Here is a 23118-nt window from a genome sequence, read left to right as displayed (position 1 = left end):
TGTTATTAGAGACACGGCTGGCAATGTTGCGGTGCATGTATCGGAACAATGTCCTTTTCTGCCTTTGATTACATTGCTCGTCACGACTGACCCGCCTTAACCAGGCGAGTTGACTTTTTTGGCTTAAAGGACGTTTCCATGCGACAAGACGGTACCCTCAAATTCTTCAACCACGACAAAGGCTACGGCTTCGTTACTCCAGCTGACGGTTCCAAAGACATCTTTGTTCATATCACAGCTTTCGAACGCTCTGGCATCGCAGTTCCTGCTGAAGGTGCAGCGATCACTTTTGTTGCTGAAGAAGATCGTCGTGGCCGCGGTTTGCAGGCTTCCCAGATTGAGCTTGCTTAATCTGTACGATTTGCGAGGCTCCAGAGTTTGTTTCAGCGCAAGCTGAATGAACTTTGTGACCGCCACATAATTGGCCTGATGCGCGCCGGCAATTGCCAGGCGCCGTCAGGCCTTTTATTTTTTACATCAGACCAGCCGTCTCCTTGTTCTGATCAGAGCTTGCCTAATGCTCTCTCTCCCCCATCTTTCAGCTGAGAACTTCTTAAAAGAGCCGCAATCACGGCTATTTTATCTGGCTCAACGAACATCGTTGTTTTCACTTCATAAATTTCGTGGTTCACATGACGACTTGGCCTCGCAAAGTTGCCACTGATGGCCTATACTGACAAAAGTCGCAGATCTGCGCTTATAAGAACAACTTTTTTCTCTGCGACCTCTCGCAGAATTGGGCAAGGGACTCATTGTGAAGGGCACGACCAAAGCCAGCAGAACGCAGCATCGCATTCTTGAAGCGGCCATCGACTATGTGCAAGCACAAGGCGGTGGGCAGTTTTCGTTGGATGCAATCGCCAAGCATGCAGGTGTTTCCAAAGGTGGGCTGCTCTATAACTTCCCAAGCAAACAAGCTCTTATCCGCTCCATGGTTCAATACCATGTAGATGGCACGCGCGATAACATTGCCACAGAAGAGCAGAAGCTTGCTGATGATCCTTATCGTCATAAACTTATGCGGGCATTCCTGAAGGGGCTTTGCAGCAAGTTCAAAGAAGACAACAAGGCAGCCTCCGGTATGCTGGCCGCCATTGCAGACGACCCGAGCCTGCTTGACCCCGTCCGCGTCTTCCACAAAGACATGTACGCGCGCATTCAGGACGAGTCTGAAGACCCAGAGCTGGCAACCCTTGTCTATCTGGCTGTTGAAGGCATTCACAGCAACGGGATGTTTCAGGTACTTGATGAGGACCAGCTGAATGTGGAAGAGCAACTCGAGCGCATGTTCGAGATACTCAAGTAAAGCTCTCTCTGACTTGATTTCTTCTCAGCCCTGACTGCTGAAATATATCGCCAGACCCACCTGCCCTCTGCTAGCATTAATACCTACGTATTTTATGAATTAGCGGAGACGGGCAGATGAAACGCCGTGACTTTCTGAAAACAGCAATGGCAACTGGTGCTGCAGGCGGCGCTTCTGTCCTTGCTGCGCCAGCACTTGCAAACGCCACATTGAACCTGAAACTCGTCGGCTCTTTCCCAAAGGGCTTCCCGGGCGTGGGCACCTCAGCTGAGCAACTGGGCAAACGCATTGAGGCGCTTTCTGACGGCAAGATTTCCATCAAGTACTTTGGTGGCGGCGAACTGGTTCCTCCGTTCGAAACATTCTCTGCCGTTTCCTCTGGCACTGCTGATATCGGTCACAACGCGCCTTATTATCAGGTGGGCAAGATCCGCTCGACCATGTACTTCACCACCCTCCCGTTTGGCCTGGATGCGACCGAACTTTCCGGCTGGTTGCGTCATGGCGGCGGACAGGCGCTTTGGGACGAAGCGTATGCACCGCATGGTGTGAAACCATTTTATGCGGGCAGCTCAGGCGCTCAGGCAGGTGGCTGGTTCAAGAAGCCAATCAAGTCTCTGGATGATCTTGTCGGGCTGAAGATGCGTATTGCCGGCCTTGGCGGCGACATTCTGCGCAAAGTGGGTGCGACCACTGTTGTCACACCTCCACCAGAAATCTACCCTGCCCTGCAGTCTGGTGTGGTTGATGCGGCTGAGTTTGTTGGCCCGTGGAACGATCTTGCTCTCGGCCTTTACAAGATTGCGCCGTACTACCATTTGCCAGCGTTCCATGAGCCGGGTCCGGGTCTGGAAATGATCGTAAACCAGAACACCTATGAGAACCTGAGCCCTTGGCTGAAGGAAGTTCTGGCGCAAGCGGCGACAGCACAGGCTGAAGAGAGCACGGCGGAATTCCGCTATAACAACACCATCGCTCTTTCCACACTGGTGGAGCGCGGTGCCATTCTCTCCTCCTTCCCACCGGATGTGATTGAAGCGATTGGCGCGGCTGCGCGTGAAGTGATTGCGGCGTATCCTGCCGGGGACGCGATGAGCGAGAAAATCCACGGTTCCTACATGGACTACGTGAAAGCTTGTTCTCTGTACGGTGCGCGCATGGAGGGACAGCTTTATCAGGACCGTGCGCAGGTGTGGTCTACGTAAGCATCACTTGACCGAGATTTTGGAATGGGGAGTTTTGCTTCCCTTTCCATAGACTGCTTAAACGAATCATCAAAAGCTCACTAATTATCGTCGATGCTCTTGTACTCGCTGAAAACTCAAGTATATTTCCGAAATAGTAATCAATTGCAATCTACACATATACTTAGGAACTAAGTATTTCACCTACTTATATTACTTAGGTGAGAATAAGTAGGTAGTTAGTACAAATCCAAGCTATAGAATAAACGCTCTATAAAGAATTACTGACTCAATTTGTGCGTGTAATAACGAAACAGTGTAACGGGCAGCAGTGCCCCGCTCAAATTTGGAACTCGAGTTCCCCTTTCAGGTGCTCTCATGCGTCGTATTCTTTTAAAGTATCGTATCATCGCGATATTCATGCTTGCGTTTGTGCCCATGCTCTATTTTGCTGGCTCACAAACCACCACCGCCTATAACAAAAAGGTGGAAGCATCCTCTATTGGTCAGGTTGCAGAGTTTGTTCCTGTATTGAGTGCTGTTGTTCACGAACTGCAAAAAGAACGTGGCCGCTCCGCCGGATATCTTGGCGCAAAGGGCAAAGCCTTTGCTGAGGGCCTTGCTGACCAGCACAAGCTGACCGACAGCAAAATCCGTATCTACAAGACTGCGCTGGACAACATCCACCTTGCTTCCATTGACAAGGGCCTTGCGGCTCAGGTGGACATGGTGAACAGCCGTCTGGCAAACATTGCCCGGATCCGCAATAACGTCAAAAGCCTGAACACAACCGTTGGCGAAACTGTTGCTTACTACAGTGGCACCATCAACGAGGCCTTCAAGTTTTTGCCAAGCACAATTGCTGTGAGCCGCGATGCAAGCCTTGTTCGCAAGCTGAGCATGTATGAAGAAGTGCTGCTTGGAAAAGAGAACGCAGGCATTGAGCGCGCAATTGGCGCAAACGGCTTTAGTGCTCAGGAATTTAACCCGACTATCTACCATCGCTTCGTTCGTCTTGGCGCCAGTCAGGATACGCACTTCAAAACTGCGCAATCATTGATGACCGGGCCTCAGGTGAAGTTTCTGGAGAAGATCTTCAACCGGCCTATCATGAGCCAGGTTGATGCTGCCCGTAAGCTGGGGTATGCCGCTGCGTTTGGTGGCGATATCTCCTCCATCTCCGGTACTGAGTGGTTTGACCTGGCGACCGAACGTATCGACTCGCTGAAGGATTTTGAAGACTACCTTGCGGACGAACTGGTGATGCATGCGCAAAAACTGACTGCGAATGCACAGTGGGAGTTTATGCTGGCCCTCATCATCTCCGGCATTGTGACGGTGCTGGGTATTGGCGCGGCTTACACGATCATTCGCAGTGTATCTATTCCGGTAACAGCCCTACTTAGCGATGCTCGCAAACTGGCTGAAGGCGACACCACTGTGACGTTCGCTGGTGCGACTGGCGTTGATGAAGTTGGCCAGGTGGCGAACGCTGTTATGTCTTTCCGCGATACGGTTGCTGAGCAAAAGCGACTGCAGAGCCTTTCTGAGAAAGAGCATGAACAGGAGCGTGACCGCCAGATGCACGTGGATCAGCTGATCAGTGTGTTTAATGACCAGGTTTCCAGCGTTCTTGACCGGGTTGATGACAACACCGGTAAGATGCAGCAAACCGCTGACTCTCTGACGCACATAGCGACAACCACATCTGACCGTGCCAACAGCGCTGCTGGTTCCTCTGAGCAAGCTTCGCAAAACGTGCAGACCGTGGCTTCTGCTGCTGAAGAGCTCTCTGCATCCATCGAAGAGATCGGGCGCCAGATCTCCCAGACCAAGCAGACTGTTGATGATGCAACCAGTGTTGCAACTGCCACCAACGATCATGTGGCGGATCTGGATGTTGCGGCTCAGAAGATTGGCGAAGTGGTCAATCTCATTCGTGACATCGCCGAGCAGACCAACCTGCTGGCTCTGAACGCAACCATTGAAGCAGCGCGTGCTGGCGAAATGGGTAAGGGCTTTGCGGTTGTTGCATCCGAGGTGAAGGAGCTGGCAACCCAGACCTCCAAGGCGACAGAAGAGATTTCCTCTCAGATCTCCGGTATTCAGGGTTCTACGAAGGAAGCTGTGACCGCTATTGAGCAGATTGCTGGTACAATGCATCAGGTGAATGAGTACACCAGCTCCATTGCCACTGCGATTGCTCAGCAGAATGCGGCGACATCATCCATCAGCCAGAACATTCAGCAGGCTGCACAGGGCACTCAGGATGTGGCGGACAGCATGAGCGTTGTCACGAGCTCGGTTCAGGAAACCAACCACTCTGCCAATGACGTGCTTGAGGCTTCTTCTTCTGTTTCCAAACAGGCAACGGAGCTGCGCCAGACCATTTCCAACTTCCTGAGAGATGTTGTTGCGGCTTAAGCGTTAAACATTGCTGAAATGCATGAGGAGGGCTCTGGCCCTCCTCTTTTGTTTGATCCCGAGTTGACCTTGGCTGGAAAGCCCATATAAGAGCGCCATGCAAAACATTGACGTTCTTATAATAGGTGCAGGCGCCGCCGGCCTGATGTGTGCCATTGAGGCTGGAAAGCGCGGACGCTCTGTGCTGGTGATTGACCATGCCAAGCGCCCAGCGGACAAAATCCGCATCTCCGGCGGTGGGCGGTGCAACTTCACAAACCTGCACGCCTCTCCCGCGAACTATCTTTCTGAGAACCCGCGTTTTGCTGTTTCTGCTTTGAAGCGTTTCACCCAGCATGATTTTATCGCGCTGGTGGACAAGCACCGCATCAGTTGGCACGAAAAAACACTGGGCCAACTGTTTTGCGATGACAGTGCTCAGCAGATCATCGACATGCTGCTCCAGCTCTGCCAGCAATCTGGCGTTCGCATTCAGCTGGGCACCAGTGTCACTTCTCTTACCAAGCCTGATGATCGCTTCACCGTTGGCACTTCCAGAGACACAGTGAGAGCGCAGTCTGTGGTTGTGGCCTGTGGCGGACCTTCCATTCCCAAGATGGGAGCTACCGGCTTTGGCTATGAGATTGCCAAGCAGTTTGATCTGCCGCTCGTCTCCCCTCGCGCTGCTCTCGTACCGTTCGTCTTTGATGATGCGATGCGGGAACGGACCAAACATCTGGCAGGCGTTTCAGTGGATGCTGTTGTGTCTTTCAAAAAGACCAGTTTTCGTGAAGGATTGCTCTTCACCCATCGTGGTCTTTCCGGGCCATCCATTCTGCAGATCTCCTCTTACTGGGAAGAAGGTAAAGACATTCGCGTCAACTTGCTTCCAGACACAGATGTTCTTGAGGCCCTGAAGTCCGCCAAGCAAAGCCAGCCAAAGCAGGACATTAAGACTGCGGTGGCAAGTTTGCTGCCTAAAAAGCTGGCCACACACATTGCTGAGGAGCATAAGCTGAGCGGACGGTTGGCCGACACCTCCGACAAGGTGCTGCGCAAGGCCGCTCTGGCAATCAACGAGTGGACCCTCAAGCCCGTCGGCACCGAAGGCTACCGCACTGCTGAGGTCACCTTAGGCGGCGTAAGCACAAAGACCCTCTCCTCCAAAACAATGGAAACCAGCTCCGTCCCCGGCCTCTTCTTCATCGGCGAAGTCGTCGACGTCACCGGCCACCTCGGCGGCTTCAACTTCCAATGGGCCTGGTCTTCCGGCCATGCGGCGGGGCAGTTTGTTTAGATATGAGGGTAAAATAAAGTCTGTAATGTCGCATATCATGCACTTTACTACATGTGCGAAAAGCTCTCTAGAAAATCAAGCTTTATTGGTCACAAGAGGCCACAAAGCGGTTATTCGGGCACTTCTAACTGAGGTTGAGTAAAACTTATGTAAAGTGTTACGCAATCTATGAAACGAGACTTCTTCAAGATCCAGTCCTCGATACGGCGCAATACTATCTCTACTTTTAAACTTAATCACTTATCGTGAGGATTATCCTCGCACTTCCCCAATTGCACTCTGTAATATTTTTTCAAATGTTTCTGCCACCTGACCTGCTCCACCCTTGACTATCGGGGTGCCTGTAGTCTCCATATTCCAGGCCATCACCTTGCCCATCAGAGATCCCAAAGTTACTTCTGGGGTCGAACCTGAACGCAATAGCGCAGCTTTAGAAACTCCTTCCACCAACTGTAGTTGAGCCCTTGAGAGAGACATTCTTGTCAGCATAACTCAGAAACACTAACTTATTTTTGCTCGTCGGCAGAACCCTTCAGGGGAAGTCGGCCTATCAGTTCCATTGGCATTGGAAAGACAATCGTATTACTTCTATCGCTCGCGATTGTCTGCAGGGTTGTCAGATAACGCAGCTGCATAGCTTGATCGTTTTGAGAGAGAATTCCGGCGGCTTCTAGAAACTTTTCCGCCGCTTGCTGTTCGCCCTGCGCGTCGATGACCTTGGCGCGGCGTAGCCGCTCAGCTTCCGCCTGCTTTGCGATTGCCCGGATCATGCGGTCATCAAGGTCAATGTGCTTCAACTCCACATTTGACACCTTAATACCCCAGGTTTCCGTCTGTTCATCCAGAATACGCTGAATATCAGCGTTTAACCGATCTCTCGATGCAAGCATTTCGTCAAGCTCATGCTGACCAGCAACCGAGCGCAGCGTTGTCTGAGCCAGTTGAGTGGTCGCCTGAAGGAAATCCTCAACCTGTATAATCGCCCGTTCAGCGTTCACGGCGCGAAAATACACGACGGCATTGACTTTGACGGAAACATTGTCGCGTGAAATTACGTCCTGCTCAGGCACGTCTAAGACGCGTGTGCGCAGATCCACCCGAACCATCTGCATTATACCCGGAAGAACGATGATCAAACCTGGACCCTTTACTTTCCAAAAACGCCCTAGCAGGAAGATCACACCTCGCTCATACTCCCGCAAAATCTTCAATGACGAGAAAACAATCAAGAGTGGAATCAGTACAGTCAAAGTCCAGGAATAGTTAAACAGTTCGTTCATGACTGGTCCTCACTTTTAAGGGGAGAGACGGTGAGGGTTAACCCCTCAATAGCCGATACTTCGACGGTGTGGCCCGGCCTTAAAGGCGTTGTACTTGTTGCTTGCCATACTTCACCATGAACTCTGACGTGCCCTTCTCTTCCATTCCAGTCCAAAACCACGGCTTTACTGCTGAGCATTTCTTCCCGCCCTGTTACGACGGCACGGCCCTTGGAGCGCATAAGAAGATAAAGAATGACGAGAAAAACGCCTGCACTAACAGCTGCGATCGACCCAATCAGCATAGGAGATACCTCCAGTTCTGGAGTGTCACTGTCGATCAGCATGATTGAACCCAGCACAAAGGCGACGGCACCACCCAGTCCGAGCACGCCAAAGCCGGGCGCAAATACTTCAGCGATCATAAGGCCGAGCCCGACAAGAATTAAAGCCAGTCCGGCATAGTTGACTGGCAGCAGCTGAAAGGCGTAGAGCGCCAAAAGCAGGCAGATCACACCGGTAATCCCTGCGATGAAAATACCTGGGCTGTAAAATTCCAGAACGATGCCATAGATGCCGATAAGAAACAGGATATAGGCAACACTCGGATTGGTGATGACAGAAAGAAACTCGGTCCGCCAATCTGGTTCCACCGGAATAATCGTCAAATTATCAGTTTTGAGCGTAATCTGCCCTTCTGGCAACTCCACGGACCTCTCATTTAATTGCTGAAGAAGATCGGTTTGACTATCGGCAATAAAGTCGATGACCCCTTCCTCAAGAGCATCGACCGCCGTTAGGCTGGCAGCTTCGCTGACCGCCTTTTCCGCCCACTCTGAGTTTCGGTTCCTCAACTGGGCAAGGCTCTTGATATAAGCCTTCGCATCACTGATAGCTTTGTCGGAGGAGGACGGGGCCGCACTTGTCTCTTCGTCCTCGTCGTTGTCAGAGCCTTCTGATCCGGGAAAACCACTACCTACCTGAACCGGTGTTGCTGCACCAAGATTGGTTCCCGGTGCCATGGCAGCAATATGGCAAGCGTACAGAATATAGGTTCCGGCACTGGCCGCACGGGCACCGCTCGGTGCAACATACCCAACAACTGGAACCGACGATGCCAAAATGGCATTGACGATGGTGCGCATTGCAGTGTCTAGACCGCCAGGGGTGTTCAAGGTGAGAATGACAAGCGTGGCTCCATCTTCCTGGGCGGATTGGAGGCCACGTGTCACATAGTCAGCAGTGGCCGGCCCTATAGCGCCTTCAATACGGATAAGTGGGGCGGTCCGGTCCGTTTGGGCGTTACAGTAGCTCGTAGTAAAAAGCGCAAAAATGAAGAAGCTACCGATTAGAATTGCCAGAAATACGACACATTGAATACAAGCAAATCCTAAACCTTTAAGATTTGCAATCTGCCATTCCGTTCCTGTTGCCGCCAATCGCATTTTAAGGTGCGTTCTGTTTTTAGTTGGTTACAGATGGATCACTTCACTAACTACATAAGGGAATGTGATGACTAACGTAATCAAGTAAGAATTGCTGTTATAAGTCACAGCCAATTATCGGTATCTATACTGACACAAGCCGCGTGTAATGGGGACTTTGGTGAATAAGACAGTTTCTAAGAGCTTAAGGCACCTCCAAACTGCTTGCATTTAAACAGAAAATTACTTGTTCGCGAGTCTGCTTGTTTGAGAGCGTTCGATGAAGGCGACCAAAATCTTGCATGAATAGTGGGTGGACTGTCAAAAATTGCATGCGACATTTCAATCATGGCTACAAATGAGTTCGGTGAAGTCTCAGAGCCTTATGGTCATCATAGAGGGGCATCCAGCACCATGCCTCAAAACACAATCCTATATCTTGTGAGCTAATTTTGACTGCAGCAAAGATGCTACGATCCCGCGCAAGTTTAATGACTGACGCAATGCAGCAGGACTTTGAACTGTGCTCCAAGAGAATTGTAAGAAGAACAAGCGCTTGGAGCACACTTTATTTACACGAACATAAAGTCATCAGCACTGATTAGATCAGCACCGATATCGGACAACACGATGGAACCACCTTGGTAGGAAATGAGCGCCCCATCCTCTGAAGCCAAAATAGTGAGTTCTTCAAGACTGGTGACGCTATTCTTAATAAACTTGATGACATCTAGCCCACTCGAAAAGATTGCCTATGCCGCCATCTAAACGATCGTTTCCATTGCCTCCAAGCAGGTTATCATCGCCTTTCCCACCGTAGAGCCTATCGTTGCCCACTCCTCCATCCAGAGTATCGCGACCATCTTCGCCGTAAAGCCTGTCCTTGCCTCTGCCACCTTTGAGCTGATCTATCTCGCTGCCGCCATAAAGCCAGTCATTGCCACGCCCGCCACCCAGCAAATCGTGACCTTCATTTGCAAAAAGCTTGTTGTGAGCGTCGTTGCCAATCAGTTCGTCATCCCCAGAACCGGTATATGCATTTTCAATCACGGTTCCACGCATAATGGCAAGATTGCCCTTCAAGCCCTGAACATCTGAATAGGTTTCCTCGACGAGAGAAATCCGCTGATCACTAATCACAGAGCTGAAGTTGATGCTATCGTTGCCACCATCATCCAGAATGGTGAAGGTCATAGGAACCATGCCAGCGATATCATCGTAATATCCTCCAGCATTGGAGTTTTCGCCGTAGATGGTGTCGTCAGTACGCAAGTTACCTGCCGTTCCATAAAGATCTTGCATAGCAAGAATATCGGCGATCATAGGCGTGACCACATACGCATAACTGGCATCGATGTTCGTGTTTCCCTGCTGACTAAAATATGACATGACTGTCGCTTGCCAGGAATCATTGGAATAATGATTGTCTACGCCGAATGTAGCATCTCCGTTATAATGGCCGGCATGCCCCAGCCCCAGCGCATGTCCGATTTCGTGAATATATGTCTGATAGGAGTACGAGTTTAAGTTCGCTCCATATCGATCAACCCAGTCCGCGCTAACATTGACGAATGATCGCTCAATTTCACCATAAAAGGTGTTGGAGCTTGCATAAGCTCCGCCATAATTGTCGTCGAAGTTTATCTTTGCATAGGTATCTGTAAATTCGAAATTGATGCCAGTCATCATTGACCATGCGTCAAGAGCGTTCTTTGCCAGGTATTGGCCGGTATCTGTCAAACCCGAAATATTGACTGAGATCGCCTCTCCAGGTTCCACATCAAATGCCCGGCGATATCCCCAATATGCATCAGTCAACTGATGTGCAATCTGGTCATTTGAAAAAGCGTCTGGATCTACCGGCACTTCAGTAGAGCCAGCTTCCTCGGTTATACTAAGCTGATAGTCTCCAAAAGAATTTCCCTCTGTACCAATGGTAGCCAAAACATAATAGGTGCCGCGTTCCTCAGGTGTGAAAGTGACTTCGGATTTACTACCATTCCCATTTTCAGTATCCGACGCGACGGGCCTGGAGTTGGGATCGAACAGGACCAAACTTGTGTCCGATGGCCCATTGGATCCCTCACTGTCCATGGAGATCGTGTACTCAACCCCCGCCTCAAGGACAATCGCAACAAAATCTGAATCTCCGCCTCTTTTCAAAGACCCATAGAAAGTATCCTTCGGGGTAAGAGTGTACGGAGTATCAAAGTGGGCAGGAGCATCTCCCTTTTCCACTAATATAGATTTATTGGAGTTATATCTGGTAGGCATGCGAATCTTTTCCGATAATTTAAATTATCGAATTATGATATACACTATTCACATACTATCAATATTCATATGCACATCTTTCACAAATGCTTCATTTTTACTTATACTATAATTTTACTAATTTAGTGCAGAAATCTCGGCGGATATTGCTAGATTATAACAAAATTAACATCTACATCTACTTACTGCAGAGATTGCGGATCATTTGCAGGCTTCTGATAAAGATGCTCTCCATCTAGCCGTTGAAGCATCACTTATCTGCATAAGCTTTGTTCTGATACTTGTGTCTTTCGCTTCTGGATTGGGCTCAGAAATCTTGTCTTCATCGGTATAGGTGCCAGTTACACTGCTGTATCGCGACGAAATAGCGAGCCTTACTATGCGATCAGCTCCTACTTCCGGTGGAGAGGCAAAAATGCGCATGATGAGCCGAAAAATACCTGGAATGCCTTTTAGATCCCGCAGCAAATTGGAACGAATGAAGCCGGGATTAAGCGCGTTTACAGTGACTCCTGAGCTTTCTAATTGCTCAGCCAGCTCAACTGTAAACGCATTGAGCGCGAGCTTTGCCTGAGCATAGGGTTTTAGCGCATCAAAGCCGTGTTTGGTTTGGAGATCTTCAAAATTAATATGGCCTAGTGCTTCCGTTTCGGAGGAAACATTCACAATTCTTGACGGCGCAGAGGTTTTGAGACGCTCTAGCAAAAGGTTCGTAAGCAAAAAGGGGCCAATATAATTAATCGCCCACATCTTCTCCAACCCATCTGCTGTGATGGTGCGTTTTGGGACTTGAGCACCTGCGCAATTGACTAGGACGTCTATGCGCTTGTGAGTGGCAATGATACGTTCAGCACAACAGCGAATGCTCTCCATTGATGCCAGATCACAGGATAGAAACTGCGCCCCCCCCCATCAATGGCATTTAGCTCGCGTGCAACTGCCATCCCTTTTTCTTCGTTGCGACCTAAGATAATCAGGTTTGCCCCGAGCTTATGCAGTGTACTAACAGCGGCTCGCCTCATACCATCAGTTCCACCCGTAAACACAATTATCTTACCTGATATGTGCTTATCTTCTTCAGGGATTGCATAGACGGGATTTGGTTTCCTTCGTTGTGGTGTGAAAGTGTTGAGCACCATACTCGCTTGCTTGATAATTGAAGCATTTTTAGAACTCATGGCCACTCCCATTCGGAAACATATAATTCCGGAATTGTTAATTACCGAATAAGCGATATAGAAGTTTGACATGGAAATCAACCTTTGCAGTAATTAGGAAGTCTTCATGAATAAGAGATCAGGCCAGCGAGCTGAGCTTACCCGCGGTCGTAAGCGGGATCGTAACAGGACCGACGCTATTCTTGCTGCAACGGCTGAGTTAATTATCGAACATGGGTTCGATAAACTTCGAGTTCAGGATGTTGCAGAAAAAGCCGGAAGTGGGCTCGGTACGATATACCGAAGGTGGGAAACAAAAGAAGCCTTAGTAACTGACGCTATTCGCGCTTTTCCTGACCCTCCACTTCCCTCCAGTGATGACGCCGCAGCAGATTTGGCATCTGTTATTCGGGAGAAAACTGAGTTTTATGCTTCAAAACCAGATTTACTTCCCGGAGTCATCTCAGCATTGAGGGAAGATAAGGGTATTGCTGACGCTATTCGTGATCGATATGACGATAAACCACTTCGCCAGCTTTTTGCCAGGCTATTGGGTTCTGATCATCCTCAATTGGATCTACTAGCAGAGCTCGTACCAGCAATACTTCTCAACCGAACTGTTTTCCATAACCGTCCAGTTCAATCGGACAACTTTGCCGATGAGATCCTGGCACTTGTCAAAGCTTTATCGAGTGTTCGAGTTGAGAGCCCCTGATGTTATGAGTGAACGCATGCGAGGTTATAAGGGCACCTTAGTTACCGGCAGTGAGAGGCTGAGCGAGTGTTCCATGTGAGTGACTTCTGCCTTGCGAGGCATATTGATCTGATTTGAGCAATAATCATATGCGGTCATCTGTCCGGCGTGTTTAGACGGCAAACATGACTGTTGGTCTTGATGGTTACCGCTTGCCAAGTCGCAAACCGGTAAACGAACGACGACGTATCCCAGACATTCCATAGATGTCTGGGTTAATCTTTGCGGTTGGCCGTGCGACAAAGCCCTAACCGCATAAGTTGATGAGCCAAGCAAGCTCTTCGTGCGCACTTGGCTTTTCAGCTTACACTTGTTTAAATTATCGCCAATTTAGAAAGCTAACTCATATTGTAGTTTGATAAGAAGGTCGTTGTGGATGCAGACGCAAAGGATCTGAATATGACGGTACTGCTCATGCAGCATCTCGCGCTGCCGATCCCACCTGATGGCGTTGAAGATGCTAGGCGGTTTTATGGCACCTTACTAGGGTTTAAAGAAATAGAACGCCCTCAAGAAGCGAGTAGCCATGCCGGATGTTGGTTCTCATCAGGTTCTGTCAATTTGCATTTGCTCGGCAGTGAACCATTTGCGCCAGTAACAGTTGGCCACCCAGGACTTGTTGTCGATGATCTGGCAGCTTTGGCGAAGAACCTACGGGCAGCGTCTGTCACGGTAACGGATGACACCATCCTCTTCGGCCACTACCGCAAGAAGGTCCATGACCCATTTGGAAACATGATCGAACTGCTGGAGCCTGTTGATGGCGGCCATAGTTTGTAAGTTCCAAACCCAACAAAGACGCTTAACCTGGCGCAGGCTCTGAAGCTTCACAACGTTAAGCGGACGCCGTGTAGGTGGATTTTGTCAGCTTCGTTGCGGTAAAGTGAGGCCTGGAGAACGCTTAAATGTGTAAGCCGTTAGATGGCGCTTGCCGATTGCAGAAGCCTACCCTCTAGATTGATGCCAAGCACTCCCACCTTCTTGCTTTTAGCTGCTTCGGGTAGTTCATCACTATGCTTTATCTTGACGCTTTTCCTCGTCTCAAAGACTATTGTTTCTCACGCTGTATCATTGGCTAAGCGGTTTGGGCCTATCATCCGTTCGCCATAAGCCTGCGTAATGTTGAAGATCTTTTAGCAGCGCAGGGAATAGTGCTTAGCTATGAGACTATTTGGAACTGAGTACACAAGTTTGGGCACGTCTTTGCCGGAAAAATCCAGAAGGACCGAGCAGCCAATGTTAGTTGCACCTTGATGAAGGTGTCATCAAGGTCAACGGCGTTACCTATTGGCTGTGGCGGGCTGTAGACGGGAATGGCGATACTCTTGATATCCTTTCGCAAGCGTGTAGTGACAAAAAGTTAGCCAAACCCTTCTTTTATAAGTTTTCAGGCGTTGGAGCATGCCGCACGTTCTGATGAAGGACAAGCTTGGCTCCTACGGGGCAGCCAGACAAGAGATCGCACTAGGTCTTGAGCAACCGGGCGCACAATGGCTTGAACAACCGTGCAGAGGCTTCGTATCATCGTACGCGACAACGGGAAAAGATCATGGGCCACTTTAAGCCTACGCAGCAAGAACAGAGATTTCTATTCGCGCACATCAGGTTGCAGCTATTTTCCGACCGAAACGCCACCGCCTTTCAGCCAACTCGTACCGCCATGCACGCGCTGATGCATTCAGTTTATGGAACGATTACATAGCAGAATTACGCCCACAAACAGAGCCGCGGGAGGCCTCCTCATAACCAAGCTAAATAGGCGATGGTCTCAATTTCATTGCATTTTATGAAGCCTTAGGAGTTTGTCCCAGTTACATCACCACCAGCAAAACAGTGCTGCCTGAGGTGGACGAGGCTGCTGAGATCTTTTTGATCCTCAACACCGATAACAGGGCTATCTTGCTCAGAGTGGCAAAAGGCTTTGCACAAAACTAAACTAAGTCCAACTGTTCCCCGCCGAAGCCATATGAACAGATGGGTGAGTTTGAGTAGGAGAGTGTTTTGACCCATGTTCACTAGATTAGGAGTGAACAATGGAGCAAAATACAAGAACCCCAGCGCTGCAGCTGAGAAGGCGGTCAAAGACATTCGCCGTAAAACCCGCAAGCGCTATTCCACCGAAAACAAGATCCGTATTGTGCTCGCAGGATTGCGCGGTGATGACAGTATTGCTGAGTTATGCCGATAGGAAGGCATCTCATAGGGACTGTATTACAGCTGGTCGAAAGAGTTTCTGGAAGCTGGCAAGAAGCGGCTTGCTGTTGATACTGTCCGTCAGGCGAACACTGGTGAAGTAAAGCAGTTGCGTAATGAGGCACGCGCCTCAAAGAAGAGGTTGCCGAGCAGGCTCTGGAACTGCACCTTATTAAAAAAAACATGCTCGAGGATGGGGGAGACGACGAATGAGGTATCCCACCCAAGAGAAGCTAGAGATTATCCGGCTGGTTGAAGGATCTCATCAACCAATCAAGCGCACGCTGGCGCTTCTGGGTATCCCGCGTTCGACCTTCTATACTTGATATGATCGCTACCTGGAAGGCGGCGTTGAAGCGCTGGAGGAGCGGGTATCAAAGCCATCCAAAGTATGGAACCGTATTCCCGATGAGAGCAAAAATTGGCGCTAGACGAGCCAGATCTGTCACCGCACGAGCTTGCAGTTCGTTTTACAGATACGAAAGACAATTTTATTTCAGAAGCTTCCGTTTACCAACTGCTGAAGGCGCAGGACCTGATCACCTCCCCAGCCTTATGTGGTCATCAAGGCCGCCGATGAGTTCAAGGACAAGACTACAGCACCGAACCAGCAGTGGCAAACCGATTTCACCTACTTCAAGATTATCGGCTGGGGTTGGTTTTACCTTTCAACCGTTCTTGACGATTACTCCCGCTACATCATCTCCTGGAAGCTATGCACCACAATGAAGTCCGAGGATGTCACCGACACCCTTCAGCTCGCACTCGATGCTTCAGGTTGCGAGCAGCCAAAGGTCATGCATCGTCCACGACTGCTTTCTGACAATGGCAGCTCTAACGTCTCGTCGGATCTGGCCGATTGGCTGGAAAGGAAGAGTATGAAGCATGTGTGGGGAGCGCCGTATCATCCACCAACCCAAGGTAAGATTGAACGTTGGCACCAGACCATGAAGAACCGCATTTTGCTAGAAAACTACCCATGTCAGAGGACTTGGAAGCGCAAATCAGGAACTTTGTCGAACACTAAAATCACCATAGCTACCACGAGAGCCTTGGCAATGTGACACCGGCCGATACTTACCTAGGGAGAGATAAGCAGATCCTACAAAATTGGCAGATGATTAAACGCAAAACTCAGCAAATCGCCGCTTACGCTACCACGCTCAAGCCGCATAACATTAACACGCAAAAGGGCCAGACACTCCATTACTCGAAAGCCAATTTTGTCCAACTATCTTTGACGACGGACACTCCGTCATCATTACAAACTATTTTATACCGCCACACTTAGATTGATCTCCAAGCATGAGATCCTGACAAAGCAACTATTCAGATAGCCTTGCCTTCATCCGGACTTTTAGTGCTGGTTTGCGTCTTGCGACAATTGCGCGCGTTTCGCTGGTTAGGTTTAATAACTCAAATATATCAAAATCTTAGGGATAGTATAATTGGGTGTTTGTGTTCTGCTTGGTGGATTGAAAATCTGTTGTGAGGCGGTACACTTTTGGGGCTTATTCAAGAAACAATAGTAAAGCCAACAAATGGCCCTCATTCTTCATCTGCTGCAGCAAATGTGTGTGTATTTGGTGATCGTTTATATGGTCAGCAAAACGCCGCTGTTTAAGATCTTTACGGAAGACGCCCCTCGCCTACCGCACAAGGTACTTATCTATCTGGTGTTCTCTGGCTTTTGTGTGATTGCTACGACGTTTGGTGAGCAAGTCGATGGGGCTATTGCCAATACGCGTGCCATGGGTGCGGTCTTGGGTGGTCTTTTGGGTGGTCCGGTCACAGGTTTTCTGATTGGATTGACGGGTGGTTTGCACCGCTACGGTTTTGGTGGGTTCACTGATCTGGCCTGTGCGATCTCAACCACCTCAGAAGGCCTACTGGCCGGGATGACTGCGTTTTATTTACGCACGCATAACAAGCGTGCGTTGCTGTTTCGCCCGATGTTTGTGTTTGGCCTCACCTTTGTGGCGGAAGTTGTACAGATGCTCATTATCCTGATTGTTGCCCGGCCATTTGATCAGGCTCTTGCGTTGGTGCAGCAAATTGCGCCTCCAATGCTGTTCGTCAATTCACTTGGCGCAGCGTTTTTTATGAGCATTGTTCGCGATCAGAAGACGATGTTTGATAAACTGTCATCAGCTTTTTCCAGTCAGGCATTAAAGATTGCCGAGCGCTGTGTTGGGGTTTTGGCCAAGGGGCTGAATGAAGTCTCTGGCGGCAAAGTTGCCCAGATTGTGAAAGACGAGACGAATGTAGGGGCTGTTGCAATTACGGACCGCACCAAACTGCTCGCATTTATTGGTATGGGATCGGATCATCACAAACCGGGAACAGAGATCTCCTCTCAGCTGACTCTTGATGCCATTGAGCAAAACAAGGTTATGTATGCAGATGGTGTTGAAGAGCCCTATGGCTGTTCTCTGTCATCTGCCTGCAAGTTGGGGTCCTGCCTTGTTATTCCGCTACACAGCGACTCCGAAGTAATTGGTACAATCAAGCTTTACGAGCAGAAGAACAAGCTGTTCCTGAATATCAACCGAACACTTGGTGAGGGCATTGCAAAGCTTCTTTCCAACCAGATCCTTTATGGTGAGCTGGAAGAAAAGCAGAGCCTTTTAACACGGGCTGAGTTGAAGTTGCTGCAAGCGCAGGTGAACCCGCACTTCTTGTTCAATACGCTCAATACAATCGCAATCATCACAAAGCGGGATGCGGAGAAAGCACGGGAATTGCTGCTGCAACTTTCCAAGTTTTTGCGCATTAACCTGAAGCGCACCTCAGGCCTTGTCACACTTGGTGAAGAACTGGACCACGTGGATGCGTATCTGGCGATTGAGAAAGCTCGTTTCCCGGACAAACTGGATGTTGAGTTGGATGTCCCAGTTGAACTGCTGTCTCTGAAAATTCCGGCGTTTACGTTACAGCCACTCATTGAAAACGCCATCAAGCATGGTATTTCGCAAAGCATTGACGGTGGATGTGTTCGAATTAGCGGGGCCCTGAGCAATGAGCAGGTGGAACTGCGGGTGGAAGATGATGCCGGGCTATATGTGCCACCGCAAAATCGCGAAGGACTTGGTGTTTCATTGGTCGACAAACGCTTGAAAAAACAATGGGGTGAGGAATATGGCCTGCATATTGAATGGAAAGAAGACGCCTTCACCCGTGTTTCAATCCTACTCCCCGCTCCTATGTTGGAAGCAGCTCAATGATTAGTTGTCTGATTGTCGATGATGAACCATACGCTCGTGAGGAGCTGAAAGACTTGCTCGCTGGGGCCGATGGCATTGAGGTACTCGGCGAATGCAGTAATGCTATTGATGCTCTTGGGTTTATAAACAAACACAAGCCACAACTGGTGTTTCTCGACATTCAGATGCCACGGATCTCTGGCATGGAAATGATTGGCATGCTGGACCCGGAAACCATGCCGCGTATCGTGTTCTCTACCGCCTACGACGAGTATGCCATCAAAGCATTTGAGCATCATGCTTTTGATTATCTGCTCAAACCAGTTGAAGAAGACCGGCTCGCCAAGACGCTTGGCCGTGTCCGGTCTGATCTGCGTCCGCAACTGATGGAAGAAATCACTCCTCAGGAACTTCAACACCTCCCCTGCTATCTTGGAAACAAGCTGAAGGTTGTTCCGGTGACTGCCGTTGAATATGTATTTAGCGACCTGTCTGGAATCCATGTGGCGACAGCAGAGTCTTATGTGCACACACACCTTACCCTTAAAGTGCTGGAACAAAGAACCGCATTGGCCCGCTGTCACCGCCAGTACCTTGTCTCACCAGATGCGATTTCGGAGATTGTGTTGCAGGAAACGGGAGCGGAAGTGGTGACGCACAGCGGAACCAAGATCCCAGTTTCACGTCGATATCTAAAAAGCCTGAAGCAGCATTTTGGATATTCATGAGTGCGTATATACACTTAGCCGTTGGATCGCTTCAAATTTACGTGAAACTGTCGCGTCTCAATTAACCGCTTATTTGTTTTAATTGCCGCTCACCCCGCCTCAACTGCCGCTTAGCTGAAACCTCAGCAACTTGCCCTTGAAACCAGTTTAATCGCTCCCAGAGATTTGTGGAGGAAGAAAGATGTCCTGGTTTCTCTTGAGTATTGGCCTGCTGTTCGGCGGCTATTTTATCTATGGCATGTTTGTCGAGAAGGTTTTCGGGATTAAGCCCGCACGCCAGACACCTGCCCACGCACATACTGACGGTGTCGATTATGTGCCGATGTCCACCAAAAAAGTCTATCTGGTTCAATTGTTGAACATTGCAGGCGTTGGACCAATCTTTGGCCCGATCCTTGGCGCCCTGTATGGTCCGGCAGCAATGCTCTGGATCGTTTTTGGCTGCATCTTTGCAGGTGCAGTGCATGATTATTTCTCCGGCATGCTGTCCGTTCGCAACAAAGGGCAATCCGTCCCGAACCTTGCTGGCAAGTACCTCGGCAGCGGCGCAAAGCACTTCATGAACATCTTTGCAATTGTATTGCTTCTGCTGGTGGGCGTGGTGTTTGTGTCTGCTCCAGCAAGCCTGCTCGGCCGCCTGACCGGTGTTGATGTTACAATCTTCCTGGTTTGCATCTTCGCATACTACCTGATCGCAACCATCGTTCCTGTCGACAAGATCATCGGACGCTTCTACCCGTTCTTCGGGGCTCTGCTGGTGTTTATGTCTGTGGGTTTGACCGTCGCTTTGCTGCTGTCCAGCGAACATTCCATGTTGCCGGGCGTTGAAGCTGGTGACTTCTTCCAGAACCTGAACCCGAATGACATGCCACTTTGGCCTGCTCTATTCATCACTATCGCTTGTGGTGCGATCTCCGGCTTCCATGCCACTCAGTCTCCACTGATGGCGCGCTGCATGGAGAATGAACAAAATGGTCGCTTCGTCTTTTATGGTGCGATGATTGGTGAAGGCGTGATCGCGATTATCTGGTGTGCGATTGCTCTGTCCTTCTTCGGCGGCGTTGAAGGCCTTTCTGAAGGCATGGGCGGCAATCCTGCGAACCTTGTTTACGAAGCATCCAACGGTCTTCTGGGCACGTTTGGTGGCTTCCTCGCAGTACTCGGTGTTATCGTCCTGCCGATCACCTCTGGTGACACCGCTTTCCGTTCAGCACGTCTGATCCTGGCTGAGTTCTTCAACATGCCACAGAACCAGATGCCAAAGCGTTTGTTGCTGGCAATCCCACTGTTCGTTGGCGGTGCACTCCTGACTCAGGTGGATTTCGGAGTGATCTGGCGTTACTTCGGCGTTGCCAATCAAGCAACTGCCGCACTGATGTTGTGGACTGCTGCTGCCTATCTGCTGCGCCATAACAAGCTGCATTGGATCTGCACCATTCCGGCAACCTTCATGACTACCGTTGTTGTGACCTTCCTGCTGAACTCCACCAAACTTGGATTCGGCCTGCCAATGACAGTCTCCACCATCGGCGGCATCCTCGCAGCCCTGCTGATTGCCTCAGCAGTCTGGATGAAGGTGAAAGGGAAAGTCGTTGACCACGAAGACGTACTCGAACCCGGCGAGTAACCCTCACTCTACTCGCTAAAGCAAAAACAGCGCAGGACCTCTAGTCCCTGCGCTGTTTTTTGTATTTATCAGATGGACCTGCAAGCAAGGCAGAGCCCTGCCTAACATTTGCATAACTTAAAACGTCTTGGTGTACTGCAAGAAGACACGGCGGCCTTCGGCTAGGACGTTGCGGTTGCGGCCAGAGCTTGCCGTTACATTGATCTGCTTGGTATCAAACACATTTTCTACACCAAACTTTACAGTCCCAAAATCTGCAGCGTATTTGGCGCCTGCATTGACAGTGAATGTCTGCTTCAGCTTTAGATCTTCTGACTGCGGGTTCCCGTCATCAACATCTCGCCCCGAGCCGTAGATTGCTTCACCATGAAAACTCAAGCCATTCTCAAAGCGGTAGTCTGTATAAAGGGTCGCCTGGAATGGGGAACCGATGCGATTATTCGGCAACGCGTCGTCAAGGTCGCCATCCTCATCATAATCATAAACACCTTCTTTGTAGGCGAGAATAGTTCCAAGGCTCCAATTTGCATTTACAGCGGCTTTTGCATTGAGCTCAGCTCCCCAAATGCGTTCTTTTCTCTGCCTTAGAGCGCTTGCAGATGGGTTGAATGTGAGACCTTTATCCGTTGTTGAGAGATAAACAGAAGCAGCAAGGGAATATTTGCCATCATTGAAGCGCGTACCCACTTCATAGTTGTTGACGATGGCTGCCTCTGGCTTCAAATCAGAAAAGTCGAATTCTGTACGACCCGGGTTTGTGTTGTCCAGAGACCGACGAGTGAAACCTCCGACATCTGGTACAGAGAACCCTTGAGAAAAACCTGCAAACAAATCCAGATTATCATTAAGATGCATCACACCGCCGAGATTAAAGACCGTAGCATCATAAACTGCATCCCCACCTTTGACACTTGCTTCTGCAACAGGGATATGCCGACCTTGATAGTAATAAGTGCCAGCAGGTCGTGTGTAATCACCCACGCTCAAATCATAGCGTTGATAACGAAGACCACCGCGCAGTTCGAACATCTCTCCGAGAGGGACTTTGAGCTGTCCAAAGACTGCAAAGGAGTTTTGCTCCATTGGTCCAATGATATCACGGCCATCAGGTAGCTTCTGGGTCACATCTTCGTAGGTAAAGTCGCCCCCGTAGCTGAACTCCAACCCTTCGTAGAAGTTACTGAGATCGCGATCAAATGTTGTGCGAACTCCAACCTGCTTCATGAATACTGAGTTTTGAGAACGGTCCGGATCTGGAGAATAAGTGAACGGATTAGCGTCACTTAATGGAACCAAAGCCGAACGTCTTTCAGTATCGTTGTAAAAAAGTTCTACATTGGCATCACCGAAAAGCCCCAGATCGTAGACATTTAATGTCGCGGTCAGGTTCTTGGCGTCTTCCATCGGGCTCAGCCCTTTGTAGGGATCGCTGGTGTTTTGAGAAACCGGGTCCGATGTGAAATCGGAATAGAACTCGATATCTTGCTCCATTTTGAGCAGATTGGCGTAAATCGAGACATCAAATCGCTCAGCTTCAAAACCAACACGACCAGAGATATTGTATTGCTCGATACCAGAGCCACCACCCTGCCCAGTTGCCGGGTCTTCTGGTACGCGCGTGCCGTTTCCGGCAAACAAATCACCCGTGTTTTTGAACTGGCCATTCAGTTGAATGCTCTTGCCATCTTTCCGGTATCCAGCCTCAGCACTCGTGAGCACGTGCGCACTATCCTTAATATTGCGCTCACTTGCAGAGATGGTCGTGGAGAAAGACCCACTGAAGCCCTCTTTATCGGCACTCTTAGTGATGACATTGATGATACCGCCTGTACCACCGTCACCATAAACAGCACTTGCACCGTTAATAATTTCAATGCGTTCAATACTATCTGCATCAATGAGGCTTAGAACGCGATTCACTTTACGCAGCGAAGATGTGCGCGGGCTGCCATTTACCAGTACTTGCAACGAGCGCCCGCGGAAAGTTTCCCCTAATCCGCTTAGTGTATCATTGCTGAGATTCAAGCCCGGAATGTAACGCCCCAACGCAGTCGTGATATCCCCATTGGCAGCGACGGCTTGCTGTAGTTCCTCACCAGAGATCACCTGCACCGTGCCTGGGATGGAGGAGATGGATTCCTCGGTGCGGCTGGCGGTTACGACGACGGTTAGGTCGGTGTCGTCTTCGATGGCATCCTGTGCGGTTGCGGTGGATGTTGTTTGAAACATTGCGAAAGGCGCGACAGTGCACAGTAGCACTCGCGCGAAGGAACCTTTGTTCCCCATAGCGACGCGTTTCATATTGCCCC

16 protein-coding genes and 3 pseudogenes are annotated in these 23118 nt (G+C 49.7%); 13 read left to right on the top strand and 6 right to left on the bottom strand.

Annotated features, from left to right (window positions below):
* The first annotated feature begins 138 nt into the window (after positions 1-138).
* The 5 genes from PsAD46_RS05895 (at position 139) to PsAD46_RS05875 (ending at position 6190) form a co-directional block, all read left to right on the top strand.
* Complete coding sequence (locus PsAD46_RS05895) at positions 139-351, top strand: cold shock domain-containing protein (protein WP_057461006.1); 213 nt, start codon at positions 139-141, stop codon at positions 349-351.
* A gap of 403 nt (positions 352-754) precedes the next feature.
* Positions 755-1306 carry a TetR/AcrR family transcriptional regulator gene (locus PsAD46_RS05890; protein WP_063286955.1) on the top strand — a complete coding sequence of 184 codons (552 nt, stop codon included), beginning with the start codon at positions 755-757 and terminating at the stop codon, positions 1304-1306.
* A 116-nt stretch (positions 1307-1422) separates the two neighbouring features.
* Positions 1423-2511 (top strand): TRAP transporter substrate-binding protein, encoded by a 1089-nt coding sequence (locus tag PsAD46_RS05885; protein WP_063286857.1) that lies wholly within the window; start codon positions 1423-1425, stop codon positions 2509-2511.
* A gap of 357 nt (positions 2512-2868) precedes the next feature.
* On the top strand, positions 2869-4914 hold the full coding sequence (locus tag PsAD46_RS05880) for a methyl-accepting chemotaxis protein (RefSeq protein WP_063291410.1): 2046 nt from the start codon (positions 2869-2871) through the stop codon (positions 4912-4914).
* A 97-nt stretch (positions 4915-5011) separates the two neighbouring features.
* Positions 5012-6190, top strand: coding sequence for an NAD(P)/FAD-dependent oxidoreductase (locus PsAD46_RS05875; RefSeq protein ID WP_063304184.1), 1179 nt, complete (start codon positions 5012-5014; stop codon positions 6188-6190).
* Positions 6191-6696: 506 nt separating this feature from the next.
* On the opposite strand, the gene PsAD46_RS05865 is transcribed toward PsAD46_RS05875, so the two are convergent.
* Both PsAD46_RS05865 and PsAD46_RS05860 read right to left on the bottom strand, forming a co-directional pair.
* On the bottom strand, positions 6697-7470 hold the full coding sequence (locus PsAD46_RS05865; protein WP_063306356.1) for a slipin family protein: 774 nt from the start codon (positions 7468-7470) through the stop codon (positions 6697-6699).
* Positions 7467-8894: a nodulation protein NfeD gene (locus tag PsAD46_RS05860; protein WP_084404349.1), complete on the bottom strand. Its 1428-nt coding sequence runs from the start codon at positions 8892-8894 to the stop codon at positions 7467-7469. The genes PsAD46_RS05865 and PsAD46_RS05860 overlap by 4 nt, the downstream gene beginning before the upstream one ends.
* Positions 8895-9170: 276 nt before the next feature.
* Between PsAD46_RS05860 and PsAD46_RS27865 the strand changes: the two are divergent.
* Positions 9171-9394, top strand: a pseudogene (locus PsAD46_RS27865) (lyase family protein); the annotation flags it as partial.
* A gap of 190 nt (positions 9395-9584) precedes the next feature.
* Here the strand turns inward: PsAD46_RS27865 and PsAD46_RS05855 are convergent.
* The 3 genes from PsAD46_RS05855 to PsAD46_RS05845 form a co-directional block, all read right to left on the bottom strand.
* Entirely contained in the window at positions 9585-11147 is a 1563-nt protein-coding gene (locus PsAD46_RS05855; RefSeq protein WP_084404348.1) for a M10 family metallopeptidase C-terminal domain-containing protein, read from the bottom strand.
* Between the two features lie 201 nt (positions 11148-11348).
* The gene (locus PsAD46_RS05850) at positions 11349-12020 is read right to left on the bottom strand and encodes an SDR family NAD(P)-dependent oxidoreductase (protein ID WP_084404347.1); all 672 of its coding nucleotides are present in this window, start codon (positions 12018-12020) and stop codon (positions 11349-11351) included.
* Positions 11966-12325 carry an SDR family NAD(P)-dependent oxidoreductase gene (locus tag PsAD46_RS05845; protein ID WP_153040698.1) on the bottom strand — a complete coding sequence of 120 codons (360 nt, stop codon included), beginning with the start codon at positions 12323-12325 and terminating at the stop codon, positions 11966-11968. The genes PsAD46_RS05850 and PsAD46_RS05845 overlap by 55 nt, the downstream gene beginning before the upstream one ends.
* 106 nt (positions 12326-12431) lie before the next feature.
* Here PsAD46_RS05845 and PsAD46_RS05840 point away from each other — a divergent pair, with 106 nt between their 5' ends.
* The 7 genes and pseudogenes from PsAD46_RS05840 to PsAD46_RS05810 all read left to right on the top strand — a co-directional run bounded on the left by PsAD46_RS05840 (position 12432) and on the right by PsAD46_RS05810 (position 20809).
* A complete protein-coding gene (locus tag PsAD46_RS05840) occupies positions 12432-13019 on the top strand; it encodes a TetR/AcrR family transcriptional regulator (RefSeq protein WP_057465627.1) in 588 nt (195 codons plus the stop codon).
* A gap of 438 nt (positions 13020-13457) precedes the next feature.
* Complete coding sequence (locus tag PsAD46_RS05835; RefSeq protein WP_153040697.1) at positions 13458-13838, top strand: VOC family protein; 381 nt, start codon at positions 13458-13460, stop codon at positions 13836-13838.
* A 233-nt stretch (positions 13839-14071) separates the two neighbouring features.
* Positions 14072-14804: pseudogene (locus tag PsAD46_RS27590) on the top strand (IS6 family transposase).
* Positions 14805-15066: 262 nt separating this feature from the next.
* Positions 15067-16427, top strand: a pseudogene (locus tag PsAD46_RS05825) (IS3 family transposase).
* Positions 16428-16792: 365 nt separating this feature from the next.
* On the top strand, positions 16793-18475 hold the full coding sequence (locus PsAD46_RS05820) for a sensor histidine kinase (protein ID WP_063306354.1): 1683 nt from the start codon (positions 16793-16795) through the stop codon (positions 18473-18475).
* Positions 18472-19182, top strand: a complete 711-nt coding sequence (btsR, locus tag PsAD46_RS05815; protein ID WP_063306353.1) for a two-component system response regulator BtsR — start codon at positions 18472-18474, stop codon at positions 19180-19182. Before PsAD46_RS05820 ends, btsR begins: the two co-directional genes overlap by 4 nt.
* A 181-nt stretch (positions 19183-19363) precedes the next feature.
* A complete protein-coding gene (locus PsAD46_RS05810) occupies positions 19364-20809 on the top strand; it encodes a carbon starvation protein A (protein ID WP_063291400.1) in 1446 nt (481 codons plus the stop codon).
* Between the two features lie 117 nt (positions 20810-20926).
* On the opposite strand, the gene PsAD46_RS05805 is transcribed toward PsAD46_RS05810, so the two are convergent.
* Complete coding sequence (locus tag PsAD46_RS05805; RefSeq protein ID WP_208981686.1) at positions 20927-23110, bottom strand: TonB-dependent receptor; 2184 nt, start codon at positions 23108-23110, stop codon at positions 20927-20929.
* Positions 23111-23118 lie beyond the last annotated feature (8 nt).

Source organism: Pseudovibrio sp. Ad46, assembly GCF_001623065.1.
Lineage (GTDB): Bacteria > Pseudomonadota > Alphaproteobacteria > Rhizobiales > Stappiaceae > Pseudovibrio.
The sequence above is the reverse complement of the archived record's forward strand: the minus strand, read 5'-3'. Positions and strand labels throughout refer to the sequence as shown.